The sequence below is a fragment of the Duganella vulcania genome, from assembly GCF_009857655.1.
GTDB classification, from domain to species: Bacteria; Pseudomonadota; Gammaproteobacteria; order Burkholderiales; family Burkholderiaceae_D; genus Rugamonas; species Rugamonas vulcania.
The window spans coordinates 1-16,568 of sequence record NZ_WWCX01000042.1 but is presented as its reverse complement, the minus strand read 5'-3'; the positions used below and the strand labels follow the sequence as shown (position 1 = coordinate 16,568).

At 62.8% G+C, this 16,568-nt stretch carries 17 protein-coding genes and 1 rRNA gene; 6 read left to right on the top strand and 12 right to left on the bottom strand.

Annotated features, from left to right (window positions below; translation table 11 throughout):
• The first annotated feature begins 1 nt into the window (after position 1).
• Positions 2-391, top strand: a complete 390-nt coding sequence (locus tag GTP90_RS20660; protein WP_161085303.1) for a sirohydrochlorin chelatase — start codon at positions 2-4, stop codon at positions 389-391.
• On the opposite strand, the gene GTP90_RS20655 is transcribed toward GTP90_RS20660, so the two are convergent.
• Positions 368-859, bottom strand: a complete 492-nt coding sequence (locus tag GTP90_RS20655; RefSeq protein WP_161085302.1) for a lipocalin-like domain-containing protein — start codon at positions 857-859, stop codon at positions 368-370. The genes GTP90_RS20660 and GTP90_RS20655 overlap by 24 nt on opposite strands.
• 94 nt (positions 860-953) lie before the next feature.
• Here GTP90_RS20655 and GTP90_RS20650 point away from each other — a divergent pair, with 94 nt between their 5' ends.
• Positions 954-1,808 (top strand): LysR family transcriptional regulator, encoded by an 855-nt coding sequence (locus GTP90_RS20650; protein WP_161085301.1) that lies wholly within the window; start codon positions 954-956, stop codon positions 1,806-1,808.
• On the opposite strand, the gene GTP90_RS20645 is transcribed toward GTP90_RS20650, so the two are convergent.
• From GTP90_RS20645 to GTP90_RS20610, 8 genes are read right to left on the bottom strand one after another with little or no spacing between them, the layout of a single operon-like run.
• On the bottom strand, positions 1,798-2,571 hold the full coding sequence (locus GTP90_RS20645) for a glutaminyl-peptide cyclotransferase (protein WP_371875098.1): 774 nt from the start codon (positions 2,569-2,571) through the stop codon (positions 1,798-1,800). The genes GTP90_RS20650 and GTP90_RS20645 overlap by 11 nt on opposite strands.
• Entirely contained in the window at positions 2,571-3,314 is a 744-nt protein-coding gene (locus GTP90_RS20640) for a hypothetical protein (RefSeq protein ID WP_161085300.1), read from the bottom strand. Before GTP90_RS20640 ends, GTP90_RS20645 begins: the two co-directional genes overlap by 1 nt.
• A gap of 39 nt (positions 3,315-3,353) precedes the next feature.
• Positions 3,354-4,115: a uroporphyrinogen-III C-methyltransferase gene (gene cobA, locus GTP90_RS20635; RefSeq protein WP_161085299.1), complete on the bottom strand. Its 762-nt coding sequence runs from the start codon at positions 4,113-4,115 to the stop codon at positions 3,354-3,356.
• Positions 4,116-4,131: 16 nt separating this feature from the next.
• Positions 4,132-5,439, bottom strand: coding sequence for a sulfate adenylyltransferase subunit 1 (locus GTP90_RS20630; RefSeq protein WP_161085298.1), 1,308 nt, complete (start codon positions 5,437-5,439; stop codon positions 4,132-4,134).
• A complete protein-coding gene (cysD, locus tag GTP90_RS20625; RefSeq protein ID WP_161085297.1) occupies positions 5,440-6,381 on the bottom strand; it encodes a sulfate adenylyltransferase subunit CysD in 942 nt (313 codons plus the stop codon).
• A gap of 36 nt (positions 6,382-6,417) precedes the next feature.
• The gene (locus GTP90_RS20620) at positions 6,418-7,137 is read right to left on the bottom strand and encodes a phosphoadenylyl-sulfate reductase (RefSeq protein WP_117014593.1); all 720 of its coding nucleotides are present in this window, start codon (positions 7,135-7,137) and stop codon (positions 6,418-6,420) included.
• Positions 7,138-7,147: 10 nt separating this feature from the next.
• On the bottom strand, positions 7,148-7,735 hold the full coding sequence (locus GTP90_RS20615; RefSeq protein WP_161085296.1) for a DUF934 domain-containing protein: 588 nt from the start codon (positions 7,733-7,735) through the stop codon (positions 7,148-7,150).
• Entirely contained in the window at positions 7,728-9,419 is a 1,692-nt protein-coding gene (locus tag GTP90_RS20610; protein WP_161085295.1) for a nitrite/sulfite reductase, read from the bottom strand. Before GTP90_RS20610 ends, GTP90_RS20615 begins: the two co-directional genes overlap by 8 nt.
• Before the next feature lie 153 nt (positions 9,420-9,572).
• On the opposite strand from GTP90_RS20610, the gene GTP90_RS20605 reads away from it, so the two are divergent.
• The 3 genes from GTP90_RS20605 to GTP90_RS20595 all read left to right on the top strand — a co-directional run bounded on the left by GTP90_RS20605 (position 9,573) and on the right by GTP90_RS20595 (position 12,435).
• Positions 9,573-10,514, top strand: a complete 942-nt coding sequence (locus GTP90_RS20605) for a CysB family HTH-type transcriptional regulator (RefSeq protein WP_161085294.1) — start codon at positions 9,573-9,575, stop codon at positions 10,512-10,514.
• Positions 10,515-10,529: 15 nt separating this feature from the next.
• Positions 10,530-11,183 carry a class I SAM-dependent methyltransferase gene (locus GTP90_RS20600; RefSeq protein ID WP_161085293.1) on the top strand — a complete coding sequence of 218 codons (654 nt, stop codon included), beginning with the start codon at positions 10,530-10,532 and terminating at the stop codon, positions 11,181-11,183.
• A gap of 160 nt (positions 11,184-11,343) precedes the next feature.
• Positions 11,344-12,435 carry a porin gene (locus tag GTP90_RS20595; RefSeq protein ID WP_503826772.1) on the top strand — a complete coding sequence of 364 codons (1,092 nt, stop codon included), beginning with the start codon at positions 11,344-11,346 and terminating at the stop codon, positions 12,433-12,435.
• A gap of 6 nt (positions 12,436-12,441) precedes the next feature.
• Here the strand turns inward: GTP90_RS20595 and GTP90_RS20590 are convergent, their stop codons facing one another.
• From GTP90_RS20590 to GTP90_RS20580, 3 genes are all read right to left on the bottom strand, one after another.
• Positions 12,442-13,602, bottom strand: a complete 1,161-nt coding sequence (locus tag GTP90_RS20590) for a sensor histidine kinase (protein ID WP_161085292.1) — start codon at positions 13,600-13,602, stop codon at positions 12,442-12,444.
• Positions 13,603-13,702: 100 nt separating this feature from the next.
• Entirely contained in the window at positions 13,703-14,470 is a 768-nt protein-coding gene (locus tag GTP90_RS20585; protein WP_161085291.1) for a LytR/AlgR family response regulator transcription factor, read from the bottom strand.
• Between the two features lie 73 nt (positions 14,471-14,543).
• Positions 14,544-15,890 (bottom strand): sensor histidine kinase, encoded by a 1,347-nt coding sequence (locus GTP90_RS20580; RefSeq protein ID WP_161085290.1) that lies wholly within the window; start codon positions 15,888-15,890, stop codon positions 14,544-14,546.
• 567 nt (positions 15,891-16,457) lie between these two features.
• Here GTP90_RS20580 and GTP90_RS20575 point away from each other — a divergent pair.
• Positions 16,458-16,568: ribosomal RNA gene (locus GTP90_RS20575) — 16S ribosomal RNA — on the top strand; the annotation flags it as partial.

The window sequence follows — 16,568 nt, the reverse complement described above, 5'->3', positions numbered from 1 at the left end:
AATGACCAAGCAAGCCCTGATCCTTTTCGCTCATGGCGCCCGCGCCGCATCCTGGGCGGCGCCGTTCGAGCGGCTGCGCGAGCTGACGCAGGCGCGCACGCCCGGGGTGCGCGTGTCGCTGGCCTTCCTTGAGCTGATGACGCCTCAGCTGCCGGCGCTGGTGGCCGAGCTGACCGCCGACGGCATCACGCAGATCACCGTGGTGCCGGTGTTCCTGGGGCAGGGCGGCCATGTGCTGCGCGACCTGCCGCTGATGATCGACCAGTTGCGCATCGATCATCCGCAAGTCGGCATCAACGTGGTGGGGGCGGCCGGCGAGAACGCGGCCGTGCTCAATGCGCTGGCCGACTATTGCGTGGACTCCCTGTCAGCGCAGGCGGCGCCAGACTGACAGCGGAATATGCCCGTCCGGCCTGGCCGGCACGCGGTAGCTGAGTTCATCCCCGTTCAATTCGTAGCTGCGCTTCTGCTGCGTTCCCTCCCAATTTGAAAAGGCCGCGCTGGCGATGCTGAAGGTCAGCGTGCGCGCATCGCTGTCGACGGCGACGGTGCCGAAGTGCGTGCTCGACCCGAGAACGGCAGCCTCGAATTCGGCTGGCGTGCCGCTCTTCTTGTCGCCGCCGGCGAAGCGCGGCCGGTCGGAGCGGTAGATCTGCACGCTGTAGCGGCCCTGCCGGTCAATCATCATCAGGCCGGCGGGCGCTTCGCCGTAGTCGCGCACGCGCGTGCCGTCCGGCAGCAGCTGGTCGGCGGCGACCAGCGTCCAGGTACCGGCCAGCGGACAGTCCGGCGCGGCGCCGGCGGCCTGTGTAGCCGGCACCCACATGACGAGGCAAAATAATCGGTTCAGCAGTTTCATGGCGGTCTCCCTGGTGGCGATACGGTCACGATAACGGCAAAACCGTCTGAGCGAAATTGGCGAAATTTTCCCAATATGTGTGCATAATTGCACAATGAACCAACCGGACTGGGACCACCTCCGCTACTTCCTTGCGCTGCACGACGCCGGCACGTTGAGCGGCGCCGCGCGTGCGGCCGGCGTCGAACACACCACCGTTGCGCGGCGCATCGAGGCGCTGGAAGCGGCGTTGGCGGTGACGCTGTTCGACCGTTTTCCCAGGGGCTGGTCGCTGACGGCGGCCGGCAGGGCGCTGGTGCCGCACGCGCGCATGATGGAAGAGAGCCTGCATGGGCTGATGCGGGCGGCCAGCGGCGCTGCGCAATTGAACGGCAAAGTGCGGGTATCGGCGCCGCCGGCGCTGGCGGCCTACCTGCTGGCGCCGCGCCTGAAGCCTGCGTTAGTGCGCCTGCCTGGCATCGAACTGGATTTGCGCGGCGAGTCGCGCGAGACGGACCTGATGCGGCGCGAATCGGACATCGCGCTGCGCTTCAGGCGCCCCGAAGCTCCGGGGCTGGTGGTGCGGGCGCTGACGACGGTGGCTTATCGCCTGTATGCCAGCGCGGACTATCTGGCTGCGCGCACGCCGGAGCAATGGGAGTTCGCCGGCTACGATGAGCTGATGCAGGACACGCCGCAGCAGCAATGGCTGGAGAAGATACGCGACGGGCGCCGTTACTGCCTGCGTTCCAACGACCTGGGCGCCTTGTACCAGGCCACGCTGGCCGGCTGCGGGGTCGCGGTGCTGCCCGAATATTTGTCCGCGATGCAGCGTGGCGGCCTGGTCGCCATCGACGCGCCGGCCTGCCCGGTCAGGCGCAAGCTCTGGATCGTCATGCATGAAGATGTGCGCCGGGCCGCGCCGGTGCGAGCGGTGGCCGACGAATTGATCGCGCTGTTTACTTCCTAGGTACGATTTTGATCTCGTACAGCTTGGGCCACAGCTTGCCGGTGACGAACAGGCGCTTTTTCTCGGCGTCCCATGCGATGCCGTTCATGACGTTCTCGCCGTTCAGGCCTTTGCCTGCGGCCGGATACAGCTTGCCCAGGTCTATCCAGCCGGTGATCTTGCCGCTGGCCGGGTCGATGCGGGCGATGGTGTTGGTGTGCCACAGGTTGGCGTAGATTTCGTCGCCCACCACTTCAAGCTCGTTGACCTGGTCGACCGGGATGCCGTCCGCCGTCACCTTCACGCGGCGCACTTCAAGAAAGGTCTTGGGATCTAGGAAGCGCAGCGTGGCCGTGCCGTCGCTCATGATCAGTTCCTTGCCGTTCTGCGTCAGGCCCCAGCCCTCGCCGGGATAGGCGAACTGGCCGCGCATCTCGAAAGTGGCCAGGTCGAACACGAAGCCGGTCTGCGTTTGCCAGGTCAGGCCGACCAGGGTGTCCTTCCATACCGTCAGCCCCTCGCCGAAGTACTGCGGCGGGATATCCCTGGTTTTCAGGACCTTGCCGGTCTCCAGGTCCACTTTGCGGATCGACGATTTGCCATTCAGGCCGGTGCTCTCGTACAGGAAGCCGTCGCGGTACAGCAGGCCCTCGGTGAAGGCCTGCGGATCGTGCGGATAGGTGTGGACGATCTTGAAGTCGTAGGTCGGGATGGCGGCGAATGCGCCGGCGGCGGCCGGCATCAATGCGAGGAGGAGCAGGGTCTTGGCGCAGTTTGTTTTCACTATTCGGTCGCTGATGAGTTTTCGAGTTCGATCATGGCGTCGAGCGTCGTGCCGGGGGCGTCGAGTTCCGCCTGGACGCAGGCGCGCGCTTCGGGCGACTGCACCAGCGTCACCGCCTGTGCGCGCGCCGCTTCCGCCGCAGCAGTATCGCCGCAGCCGGCCAGCAAGTCCAGTACCAGCGCCAGCTCGGTGACGTAGTTGTACACCTCGGCCAGCAGCGCGGATATGCCGTCGGTGGTGAGCACGTTCAGGCCGGCGCGCCGTTCGTTGAGCAGGGCGGCGGCTTGCGCCAGGTGCTGCTCCGGGTGCGGAAAGTGGCGCCTGGCCAGCGCGTAGTCGCCGCACACGATCAGCGACGGCAGCGCCGAGCGGGCGCATTGCGCGGCCAGCGCTTCCGGTAGTTGCTGGAACAGGTGCCAGGTGTTTTGCAGGTCGCCCAGTTTGTCGTTGATGGCGCGGATGTCGTTGAACAGCGCGGCGGCGTCGACGTTGGCATCGCCGGTTTGCGCCAGCAGGCGCTGGCTGTCGCGGTCGCGCAGCTCGACCAGCGCATGGCGCGCCGGCAGGTGCTCTTCCGCCAGCTTGGCCCAGGCGCTCAGGATGTAGGAAAGGCGCAGCGGCGCGCTGTCGGCGTCGGCCGCGCTGGCGTCGAACAGCCAGATATAGTCGGCCAGCGCGTTATCGAAGGCGCCCTCGGAGTGGGCCTTCCACGCGCGTTCCAGCACTTCTTGAACAGTGTCCATCGCTACCTCGGTTGGTGTGTATGGACATTCTATTACGGATCAGGCGCGCAGTTGCTCTTCAGCTGAAGGGAGTTGCGGGTGTTCGATGTTCTGGTGGGGGCGGGTGGTCATCGCTTCGCCCAGCATCACCAGTACCGGTCCGTGGGCGGCGCAAAGGCCGCGCGCCAGCGAGGCGATGGTCAGGCGGCGGATCCGCTGGTCCGGCCGGCTGCAGTTTTCGATCACCACCACCGGCGTATCGGGGCGGCGGCCCTGCGCCAGCAGGCGTTCCGCCGTGGCGATGGCTTCGCGGCCGCCCATGTACTGCACCAGCGTGTCGGTGTCCGGGATGGCGTCGTGCGTCGAGTGCTCCGGCGCGGTGGAGGAGGTGAAGAAGGCGACGCTGCGCGCCACGCCGCGCTTGGTCAGCGGCTGCTTGCTGGCCGCCGCCGCAGCCAGCGCGGTGGTGATGCCGGGGACGACTTCGACCTCGATGCCGGCTTCTTCAAGCGCGCGCAGTTCCTCGTCGGCGCGGCCGAACAGCATCGGGTCGCCGCCCTTGAGGCGCACCACCAGCTGCACCTTGTGCGCGTAGTCCACCATCTGCTTGTTGATGAACTGCTGCGCGGCCGACAGCTGGCCGTAGCGTTTACCGACCAGGATTTTTTCGGCTTGAGGGCACAGTTCCAGCATCTCCGCGGTCACGAGCGCGTCGTGCAGCACCACGTCGGCTTGCGCCAGCAGGCGCGCGCCGCGCAGCGTGATCAGGTCCTGGGCGCCGGGGCCGGCGCCGATCAGGTAGACTTTTCCACGGGATGCCATCGCTGTTCCTGCTGCCTTACTCGCCGAGACGGATCATGCCCGCCGCCACCGTCTGGTGCGTGACTTCATCGATCAGGATGAAGGCGCCGGTCGCGCGGATGTCGTCGTAGGCATCGGCCGCCAGCGGCTGCTGCACGGTCAGGCCGATGCGGGCGATATCGTTCAGCTTCAGGCCTTCGGCGCTGTGGCGCTGTTGCGTGTTGATATCCAACAGCGATTCGATGCCGGTGATCTTGGCCGAGGTCTGCTTGGTGCCATGCTTGATCCAGTACTTGCGGCGCTGGTCCAGCGGCTCGTCGGACATCCAGCACACGTCCGCCTTCAGCTGCTTGAGCAGGGTGGCCGGTTGCGCCGCGCTGGCCAGCAAATCGCCGCGCGAGATGTCCAGGTATTCGTTGAGCAGCAGCGTGACCGACTGGCCCACCACCGCCGATTGGTGCGAGCCTTCCAGCGTGACGATGTCCTTGACGGTCGCGCTCTGGCCGGACGGCTGTACCACCAGCTTGTCGCCGACCGACACCTTGCCGGCTTCGATGCGCCCCATGTAGCCGCGGAAGTCGTTGGCTTCGTGGCCATTGTGGCGCGCCACCAGCTGCACCGGGAAGCGGAACGGCGCGTTGTGCGATTCTTCGTAGACGGACAGCGATTCGAGCAGCTCGATCAGCGTCGGGCCCTTGTACCAGCTCAGTTTTTCGCTGGCGTCGACCACGTTGTCGCCGGTCAGGGCGGACAGCGGGATCGGCGTGATGTCCTTCAGGCCCAGGCTCGCGGCGAATTCGCCGTAAGCCTTGACGATGCGGTCGTAGATGGCCTGGTCGTAGTTCACCAGGTCCATCTTGTTGACGGCGACGATCACGTGCTCGATCTGCAGCAGGTGGGCGATGGTCGAGTGGCGCTTGGTCTGGATCAGCAGGTCCACGCCGCCGTCCTCGCGCAGCTTCACTTTCGACACGTCGATCAGGATGATGACCGCGTCGGCGGTGGATGCGCCGGTGACCATGTTGCGGGTGTACTGCTCGTGGCCCGGCGTGTCGGCGATGATGAACTTGCGTTTGGGCGTGGCGAAGTAGCGGTAGGCCACGTCGATGGTGATGCCTTGTTCGCGTTCGGCTTCCAGGCCGTCGGTCAGCAGCGACAGGTCGACCGCTTCGCCGACGGTGCGCTTGTGCTTGGAGCGCGACATGGCGTCCAGCTGGTCGGCGAAGATGCCTTTGCTGTCGAACAGCAGGCGGCCGATCAGCGTGGATTTGCCGTCGTCGACGGAACCGGCGGTGATGAAGCGCAGCAGGCCGCGCTCAGTCAGATTCTCATTCAGTGCGTTCATTTAGAAGTATCCTGCTTTTTTACGTTTTTCCATCGATGCTTCGGAGGTCTGGTCGTCCATCCGGGTGGCGCCGCGTTCGGTGATTTGCGTGACCGCGGTTTCGGCGATGATCTGCTCCACCGTGGCCGCATCCGACGACACCGGGCAGGTGCAGGAGATGTCGCCGACGGTACGGAAGCGCACCACCTGGGTCTCGACGGTTTCGCCTTCGCGCGCCGGGGTCAGGTCGGTCAGCGGCACCAGCAGGCCGTTGCGCGGAATGACCTGGCGTTCGTGGGCGAAGTAGATCGGCGGCAGTTCCAGCTTTTCGCGGGCGATGTACTGCCACACATCGAGCTCGGTCCAGTTCGAGATCGGGAACACGCGCATGTTCTCGCCCGGATGAACGCGGGTGTTATACAGGTCCCACAGTTCCGGGCGCTGCGATTTGGGATCCCACTGGCCGAATTCGTCGCGGAAGGAGAAGATGCGCTCCTTGGCGCGGGCCTTCTCTTCGTCGCGGCGGGCGCCGCCGATGCAGGCGTCGAAGCCATGTGCGGCGATGGTCTCCAGCAGCGTGACCGCCTGCGCGGCGTTGCGCGAATCGGTCTGCGGATTACGCAGGCGCACCGTGCCTTTTTTGATCGACTCTTCCACCGAGCCGACGATCAGGCGTTCGCCCAGTTCGGCCACGCGCTTGTCGCGGAAGGTGATGACTTCCTCGAAATTGTGGCCGGTGTCGACGTGCACCAGCGGGAAGGGGAATTTGCCGGGACGGAAAGCCTTCTCCGCGATGCGCAGCAGGACCACCGAGTCTTTACCGCCGGAGAACAGCAGGGCGGGGTTGCTGCATTCGGCCGCCACTTCGCGCATGATGTGGATCGCTTCCGATTCCAGTGCGTCGAGGTGGCGCGAGTTCATTTGCGTTGCATGCGCGGCGGGGTTTTCAACAATAGCGTTCATGGACTATGCCTATTTTTTCTGTGTGGCGCGGGCTTATCAAGCCGCCACGGATTTAATGCGTATCAGTTTGCCATCGACCATGTGCAGGCCGCATTCCTTCGAGTCCGGATTCTCCCACCACCAGCGGCCGGCGCGGACGTCTTCGCCCGGTTCGATGGCGCGCGTGCAGGGTGCGCAGCCGATCGATGGATAGCCCTGGTCGTGCAGTGCATTGTACGGCACGTTATTGTCGCGGATGTAGTTCCAGACGTCCTGCTCCGACCAGTCGGCCAGCGGATTAAACTTGGTCATGAAGTGGGCCGGATCGTCCTCCTCCACCATCAGCGAGGTGCGGGTGGCCGATTGCGCGCGGCGCTGGCCGGTCACCCATGCCTTGTTGCCGGCCAGGGCGCGGCCCAGCGGCTCGACCTTGCGGATGCGGCAGCACTCGCGGCGCATCTCGACGCTGTCGTAGAAAGCGTTCAGGCCATTCTGCGCGACGTAGGCGTCGACCGCTTCCGGCTGCGGCTTGTACAGCGCGATCTCGTAGCCGTCGTAGTGCTCCTTCACGCGGTCCAGCATGGCCAGCGTCTCGGGATGCAGGCGTCCGGTCTCAAGCGAGAAGATGCCGATATCCAGTTTGGATTTCAGGATCAAATCGGTCAGCACCATGTCTTCGGCCGCCAGGCTGGAGGCGAAGACCGCCGGGCTGTGATCCTTGACGATGCGGTCCAGCGTGGCGCGGGTGTCCGCAATCAGCTTGTTCATGTCGCTCATCGCCGCTCCCTCAGATGCCGAAGCCGTCGTTGTTGGCGCCGACGCCGACATTGCGGGCGTGGCGGCGGAACAGCGGCACCTTCTGGTCCACCGACGCCTGGTAGGTCTCCGAGAAATCGGACAGGCCTTTCAGCGCTTCGTGGATGCTGCGGTCCGGACGCGTGGCGTAGGCATTGAAGCCGACGCGCCGCATCGAGAACAGCTGGTCGCGCAGCACGTCGCCGATGGCGCGCAGTTCGCCGGTCCAGCCCAGGCGGGTGCGCAGGTTGTAGGCGATCGAGTAGCCGCGGCCATCGGTGAATTTGGGGAAGTCGACGGCGATCAGCGCGAGCTTGGACAGGTCGTCCTTCAATGCTTCCGGGCGCTCGTCGCTGGCGATCCAGACGCCGATCTCGCCGGCGGCGGCGCGCGCGGCCAGCAGCTCGCGCTGCACCAGCCAGAGGCTCAGCGGAACAATGAATTTACCCTCGGGGACGGCGATGGTGGCCGGGTCGTGCTTGGGCGCGCCATCGACCGGCTCGGCCAGGCGCAGCACCAGCCAGTCGTCTTCGACGATTTCATGGCCCTTGATGATCAGGTTCTTCACTGCTTCAGACATATTCATCCTCTCCAACCAGGCGACCGGCTTCGACGATCGGCGTGGCGTACACAAATTCCTTGAACGGCGCGATGCCCAGGCGCTGCGCGCAGTCGGCGAACGATTCGCCTTCGTAGCGGTCGCGCACATACACGTGCAGCAGGCGGCCTATCACCTCCGGCATCTGCAGCGCGGAGAACGACGGTCCGATGATCTTGCCGATGGCGGCGTTGTTGCCCTGCGCGCCGCCGATCGACACTTGATACCATTCGCTGCCGTCCTTGTCGACCCCCAGCACGCCGATGCTGCCGACGTGGTGGTGGCCGCAGGCGTTGATGCAGCCGGAGATATTCAGTTCGATCTCGCCGATGTCATGCTGGAAGTCGATATTGTCGAAGCGCTCCGCGATGGCTGCGGCGATCGGCAGCGATTTCGCATTGGCCAGCGAGCAGAAGTCGCCGCCCGGGCAGCAGATCATGTCTGTCAGCAGGCCGATGTTCGGCGTCGCCAGGCCCTTGGCCTTGATCTGTTCCCACAGCGTGTACAACTGCGACTGCTCGACATCGGCCAGGATGATGTTCTGCTCGTGCGTGACGCGCAGTTCGCCGAAGCTGTAGCGGTCGGCCAGGTCGGCCATGAAGTCCATCTGCTCGGCGGTGGCGTCGCCCGGCGGCACGCCGGTCTTCTTCAGCGACAGCACCACGGCCGCGTAGCCGGGCTGCTTGTGCGGCTTGACGTTGCGGTTGACCCAGTTGGCGAAGGCCTTGTTGCCGGCGTGCGCCGCGACCACGTCGCTGTCGTCCAGCTGCTTGTAGGCCGGCGGCTGGAAGTAGTCGATCACGCGCTGCATCTCTTCGACGGTCAGCGTTTCCGGGCCGTCCTTCAGGTCCGCCCATTCGGCTTCGACCTGGCGGGTGAATTCCTCGACGCCGATGGCCTTCAGCAGGATCTTGATGCGGGCCTTGTACTTGTTGTCGCGGCGGCCGTACTGGTTATACACGCGCATCACGGCTTCGGTGTAGGTCAGCAGGTGCTGCCATGGCAGGAAGTCGCGGATCACGCTGCCCAGGATGGGCGTGCGGCCCATGCCGCCGCCGGCCATGAACTTGAAGCCGATCTCGCCGGCGTCATTGCGCACCACGGTCAGGCCGATGTCGTGCACGGCGATGGCGGCGCGGTCCTCGACGGCGCCGTTGATGGCGACCTTGAACTTGCGCGGCAGGGCGATGAATTCAGGGTGGAAGGTGGACCACTGGCGCAGCACCTCGGCGTACGGACGCGGATCGATGATCTCGTCGGCGGCCACGCCGGCGAACGGGTCGGAGGTGGTGTTGCGGATGCAGTTGCCCGAGGTCTGGATGGCGTGCATCTCCACCGAGGCCAGGTCGGTCAGGATGTCCGGGGTCTGTTCCAGCTCGATCCAGTTGAACTGGATGTTCTGGCGGGTGGTGAAGTGGCCATAGCCACGGTCGTACTTGCGGGCGATCTGCGCGAACATGCGCATTTGCTTCGACGCCAGCAGGCCGTACGGCACGGCGATGCGCAGCATGTAGGCGTGGCGCTGCATGTACAGGCCATTTTGCAGGCGCAGCGGCAGGAATTCGGCTTCGGTCAGCTCATCGGACAGGCGGCGGCGCACCTGGTCCCGGTACTGGGCGATGCGTTCGCGGACGATGAGATGGTCATATTGGTCGTATTGATACATATTCTTCCTAGATAGTCGCTTGCTAGAACCCCCAAACTAGCGCTAATAGTAATAAACTTCGTCTTTATTCCATACGACTTAGTCTTTATTTGCTTATATACGTATTGGGTATAAGCATGCACGTTAATAATTTATGATGGGCCTGGATCTGCAATGAACCTTCACCAACTGCGCTTCGTGCGCGAAGCTGTACGCCAGAACTACAACCTGACCGATGCCGCCAAGGCGCTGTTTACGTCGCAGCCCGGCGTTTCCAAGGCGATTATCGAGCTGGAGGAGGAGCTGGGCGTCGATATCTTCACCCGGCACGGCAAGCGCATCCGCGGCCTGACCGAACCGGGGCGGCTGGTGCTGGAATCGGTAGAGCTCATTATGCAGGAGATCGACAGCCTCAAGCGCATCGGCAAGGAATATGCGGCCCAGGACAGCGGCAGTTTTACCATCGCCACCACACACACGCAGGCGCGCTACACGCTGCCGAAGGTGGTGCAGGCCTTCATGCTGAAGTTTCCCAAGGTAAGGTTATCATTGCTGCAAGGCAATCCCCAGCAGATCGCCGAGATGGTGCAGCGCGACCAGGCCGACCTGGCGATCGCCACCGAATCCATTGCCGGCGTGACCGGCTTGATAACCTTGCCATGTTATCAATGGGAGCACGTGGTGGTGGTGTCGCCGGACCATCCCTTGCTCAAATCCAGGCAGGTGACGCTGGAAGAAATTGCCGCATTCCCGATTATCACTTACGATGGCGCCTTTGCCGGCCGCAGCAAGATCGACCATGCCTTCTCCCTGCGCGGGCTGAAGCTGGACGTGCTGCTGGAAGCCATCGACGCCGACGTGATCAAGACTTATGTGGAGTTGGGCATGGGGATTGGTATCATAGCGGGCATGGCCTTCGATGCCGAGCGCGACAAGAACCTGCGCGCTATCCCTGTGGGCCACCTGTTCGGCATGAATGTGTCGCGGGTGGCGGTCAAGCAGGGGGCTTACCTGCGCAGCTATATCTACACCTTTATTGAACTGCTGACGCCTACGCTCAACCGCAAGTTGATCGAGCAGGCCATGAGCGGTGAAAAAGAACACTACGAACTGTAAATTAGAAAGTAAGACATGATTACCAATCAGTTGGCACAATTTTATGCCGTCAACGCCGACAACTATGACCAGGTCTATGCGCAGGAAGAGCGCTTCGACGATCTGGATGACTTGCAGGAAATGGTCGCCGAGCTGTTCCAGGGGCACAAAGTGCTGGAGCTGGCCTGCGGCACCGCTTACTGGACTGACCTGATCGCGGAAGTGGCGGAATCGGTGCACGCCACCGATCTGGTGCCGGAAATGATCGCGCTGGCCGAAACCCGCGGCCTGGACGAGGATGTGGTGAGCTTCGGCGTGATGGATGCCTTCAACCTGCCGGACGGCCTGGAAGGCAAGTACACGGCGGTGTTCGCGGCCGGCCTGTGGGCGCACGTCAAGCGTGAAGACCAGGAAAAATACCTGAAGACGCTGCGCGCCAAGCTGGGCAAGGATGTGTTGCTGGTACTGCTGGATGAGTCTTATGTCGATGGCAACAGCATGGTGTTCGCCCGCACTGACCTGGAAGGCAATACCTTCCAGATCCTGACCGCAGACGACGGCCAGCGCTATGAAGTGATGAAGAACTACCTGACCGACAGCACGCTGCGCAAGCGCTTCGCCACGTCGGCGCGGCAGATCCGCGTCGAGCGGCTGGAGTATTACTACCTGCTCAGTTGCCGGTTGAAATAAGCATTCCCGTCAAAAGCCGCTTTTAGCGGCTTTTTTTATATTGATGCTGATTTACAACAAATGGTCGATGTCACATTGTTGAAGTAATTGATAGGCAAGATACGCCGCGTAGATTCATTACATGCAATTACTTCTTTCAACCTCAAGTAGAGAACATCAAGTGAAAAAACTTACTCTGGTAGCAATGATCATCGGCGGTTTCGCAGCTCAGGCACATGCTCAATCGAATGTCACGATCTATGGCCTGGTCGATGCCGGCCTGGTCAGCGAGCGCGGCGGCGCTGCAGGCAGCGTGACCAAAGTCACCAGCGGTATCGGCGGCCAGTCCCGTCTGGGCTTCCGCGGCACCGAAGACTTGGGCAACGGCCTGTCGGCCATCTTCACCCTGGAAACCGGCCTGAAAGTGGATGACGGCAAGCTGGACAACGCAGACAGCGCCCTGTTCAACCGCCAGTCCTTCGTCGGCCTGAAGAGCAAGGACGCCGGCACCCTGACCATCGGCCGTCAATACACCATGCTGTACAACGCCATGAGCCAGGTCGCCGACCCGTTCGGCGCAGGCTACGCTGGCAGCATCAAGAACCTGTTCCCAGCCGCCGGCGCGAACACCCGCACCAGCAACGCCCTGGTCTACGCGACCCCGGTGATGGAAGGCTTCAGCGCCGAAGGCCTGTACTCGCTGGGCGAGCAGGCTGGCAGCTCGACCGCCGGCCGCCAGTTCGGCTTCGGCCTGAACTACGCCAACGGTCCGCTGAACGCGCGCCTGGTGTACAACAACCGCAACAACGACACCGCCGCCGTCGGCGCGACCCCTGCCAAGCTGCAGGACACCGGCCGCAACACCCTGTTCGCGATCAACTACGACTTCCAGGTTGTCAAAGCCTTCTTCGCCTACGGCGCGGACAAGGGCGTGAACAGCGCGGCACTGCCGGTGGCCAACGCCTACGGCTACGCCGTGGCGCCTAAAGCCAGCATCGACAGCAACGACCTGCTGATCGGCGTGCAAGTGCCGGTCGCTCCGAGCGGCACCATCATGGCTTCGTACATCCGCAAGAACGACAAGACCGTCAACAACCAGGACGCCGACCAGTGGGCGCTGGGCTACCTGTACTCGCTGTCGAAGCGTACCGGCATGTATGTTGCCTACGCCAAGATCAAGAACAAGAACGGCGCCGGCTACACCGTTGGTAACAACAACGAACCTGGTAGCGGCGACAAGGCCTTCAACGTCGGCATCCGTCACGCGTTCTAAGCGGGATCAGGCGGCGTTTTCCTGAGGTGGCAGCGGCAGCCGGATCGTGATCCGGGTGCCGCCGTCGCTGACGATGGAGATGTCGCCGTGTAGTGCCCAGACGCGTTCGCGCATCCCGATCAGGCCGAAGGACGATGCCTTGTCCATGTCCTTTTCGGCGATGCCGCGGCCGTCGTCGTGGATGGTGATTTTCAGCTGTCCGTCAACGCGATACAGCGACAGCATGACCTTGCTCGCCTCGGCGTGGCGGGTGATGTTGGTCAGCGCTTCCTGCGCAATGCGGAAGATGGCCGTGCTGTAGGCGTCGTCCAGTATCAAGTCTTCTTCATTCGCGTCCAGCGTGCAGGCGATGCCGTAGCGCGCGACGAACTCCTGGCGCAAGCTTTCCAGTGCAAAATACAAGCCTCCCTCATCGAGCGCGCGCGGGCGCAGATTGCTGGCGATGCGCCGCAGCGACGTGATCGCCGACATCAGCAGCTCGTCCATGCCGGCCTGGAGCTTGCGGGCCGCCGCATCGTTGTTGTGCTGTTGTTGCAGCAGCGCCAGATCCACCCGCAGCGTCGCCAGTAGCTGGCCCAGGTCGTCATGCAGTTCGCGGGCGATGTGCTTGCGTTCCTCTTCCCGTATCGTCTGCAGCGCGGCCGACAGTTCGCGCAGCTGCGAATAGGATTGTTCCAGCTGCTCCTGCACCAGCTTGCGCTCGGTGATGTCGCGCAGGATGATGGTGTAGATGCGGTGGCCGTTTTCCGCCAGCGACGAGATCGACCCCTCCAGCGGGAAGTGCTGGCCACCCGTCTTGAGTCCGGTCACCGCATAATCGCTGGCGCGGCGGCCTTTCATACGCAGGCGGATGCCGGTGTTGCCGAAGTAACGGGTGGAGGCCGGTTCGTTGCTCAGACGCTGGTCGCGCGGGATGAATTGCTGCAGCGGCGCGCCCTCCATCGCCTGCACCGTGGTGCCGAACATGGCGGCCGCCGAGGGGTTGGCTTGCAGGATGCGCTGGCGCTCGTCGGTGGAAATGATGGCATCGTTGGCGTGCTGGATGATGCCGCGGCTGCGCTTGTGGGCGGCGGCGGTGCGCGCGCATTGCCAGCCCATGCGCCAGGACAGCCGGCTGGCGAGCGCGATGGCGCCGGTGAGTAACAGTAGTGATCGGGTTCGCCCCATGCACGCCTCCATGCGGCCGGCGGCCGCGTGGAGTCACACTAAAGCAAGCGCGTGGCTAGGGTTTGATATGCCGCAGACGTGCGGGACGTCGGCGGCGGTATTACATCTGCTTGAACAGGTGCAGGAAGCTGCGGCTCACTTCCAGCTTGTCCGGCTTGCCCTTGATCATGACCAGGTGGCGGCCGCGGATGTCGCGCGTTACGCCCTCGATGGCGTTGACGTTGACCAGCGTGGCGCGGTGAATTTGCCAGAACAGTGCCGGGTCCAGCTCCTCGGCCAGGTCGCGCACCGGCTTGCGGATCAGCGCTTCGTAGCGTTCGGTCTGCACGCAGGTGTACTTTTCGTCCGAGCGGAAGAACAGGATTTCCTCGACCGGGATCATGCGCAGGTCCTGGCCGATGCTGGCCTGGATCCACTGCAGATAGGTGGGCTTGGGCGTGGCGATCTTCTCCGCCAGCTGCGACAGCATGGCCGTCACGCTGGCATTGACGTCGGCGGCCGCACCTGGCTTGCTCATGCGGGTCTTGAGACGGTCGACCGTGATCTGCAGGCGCTCCTGCTCGGGCGGTTTGAGCACGTAGTCGACCGCGCCGCGTTCGAAGGCTTCGACCGCGTAGGCGTCGTAGGCGGTCACGAACACGATGTGGCTCTTGTTGCCGATGACCGTGGCCGCTTCCATGCCGGTCTTGCCGGGCATGCGGATGTCGAGGAAGGTGAAGTCCGGCTTGAGTTGGTCGACCAGTTCGATCGCCTCATCGCCATTCTTGGCTTCGCCAATGATCTCCAGCTCGGGCCAGACCTGGCCCAGGCGCATGCGCAGTTGGTCGCGCATCAAACGTTCGTCGTCGGCAATGATTGCTGTAGGCATGTGGGTGTATTCTGCAATGTTAATTATTTAAACAATTAATTATTCAACGAATCGCTGTAATAATCAATCGATCTTATTTGGACAGCTGGTACGGGACTTCGATCGTGGCGATGACGCCGCTCGGGCTGTTGGCGGCGATCAGCAGCTGGCCTTGGTCGCCGTGCAGCAGTTTCAGGCGTTCGCGGATGGTCATCAGGCCCAGGCCGGTGCCGTCGCTGGGCACGGCGCCGAAGCCGAGGCCGTTGTCGGTGACGATCACCCGCAGCTTGTTGTGGGCCACGTCGGCGCGTACTTTCAGCGTGCCGCCCTCGGGCTTCGCTTCCAGGCCGTGCTTGATGGCGTTTTCCACCATCGATTGCAACATCATCGGCGGGAAGGCGGCGGTGCGCAGGCCGTCGGGGATGTCGAAGTCGACGGTCAGGCGTTCTTCCATACGCATTTTCAGCAGGTTGAGGTAGGCCACCACCATGTCGGCTTCGCGGCCCAGGTTGGTGATCAGGGCATTGTCGCGCATCTGCGGCAGCACCGCGCGCAGGTATTTGATCAGGCTGCGTTGCATGGCCGAGGCGCGCGGCGGGTCGGTTTCGATCAGGTGCTCGACCGAGGCCAGGGTGTTGAACAGGAAGTGCGGCTCGACCTGGGCTTGCATCATTTGCATCTTCGCTTCGCTGAGCTGGCGCTGCATGGATTCGCGTTCGACGGCGGCGTTGGCGGTCAGGGTTTCGGCCTCGGCACGTTTTTTTCCGCCCATCAGCGCCTTGGTGCCGAACAGCGCGAGCACCAGCAGCGAGACGAAGCTCTTGAACCAGGTCGAGGCTTGGCGGTGGTAGCGGGTGACTTTTTGCTCGGCGGCGTCGTCGACCGCTTCTTCGATGGCGTTCGACAGTTCTTCGCCGATCTGCGGCGGCAGGTCGATGTGGACTTCCTCGCCCGGCAGGGTGGGTAGGGCAGGGACGGATGCCGCGCCTGGCTTGCCCATTTTTGCGGCCGGGGCCGGAGGGGCTGGCGGCGCTGCCGGCGCCGCGTCGGCGGGTTCGGCCGGTGGCGCTACCGGCGGGACGTGGGGCGAATTACTGTCTTCGTTGCTGGAGTCGGAGTCGTTTTTATCGGTTTTGTCGGCATCCTTGTTGCGGATCTTGCCGCGCGGGTTGAAGTGGATGCCGCTGTCGTCAATCAGGATATTGGTGTCGCCGTTTTTGCGCTTGGGATGCTTGTCGTTCTTGATCACGACTTCTTCGTCCGGGCTGGATGAGAACAGCTCGTCCTGCAGGATGGAGCCGGCGATCAGCGTCAGCACCGCGAAGACCAGGAACTTCCACCACGACAGTTGAGTAACCCAGGTAGCGGTCGCATCGAAACCGCGGTGCAGCCAGGCGCCGGCGGTTTTCAGGGTGTCTTGGGTTTTAGGCATCGGAAACATGTGAGGCTTTCGTTCTATGAATTGTCGTGCAAGCGGCAAGTGTAGCTTAGCGATCAACTATTATTGGGCAAAGCTATTGGGACGATGCAACTGTAAGGGATTGTGGGCATGGGAGCTAATCCCATGCGACAGTCTGCAGAATAACGGGGATGGGAGGCGGAGATAGGGGAAGGGCGGCCACGCGTTGCGGCGCAGCACTTGCGGAATTCATTTTCGTTTGCTATAGTTCGCCCCCTCGCAGAACACAGCACATGTTGCTGAGTGAAACGAGAAAAAAGAAGGGGTTGACGAAACGATCTAAACGCTTCATACTCTTTCTTCTTCGCTGACGGACACAACGCTTCGCAGCAAACGCAGTACCGAATAAAGTTCTTTAAAAATTAACAGTCGATAAGTGTGGACGTTTGATGAAGGTGCGCAGCAGACTAGTTCTGCTGATACTTAAAATATCAAATGTTCACAAAAAGTAATGAAATAGGCGCTATGAAAATAGTGGCCTGTCAGTATTTTGAGTGAGCGACCCGTGAGAAATCACGGTGCTACGAAAGTAGCAAATAAACAGAGATTAAACTGAAGAGTTTGATCCTGGCTCAGATTGAACGCTGGCGGCATGCCTTACACATGCAAGTCGAACGGCAGCGCGGGGCAACCTGGCGGCGAGTGGCGAACGGGTGAGTA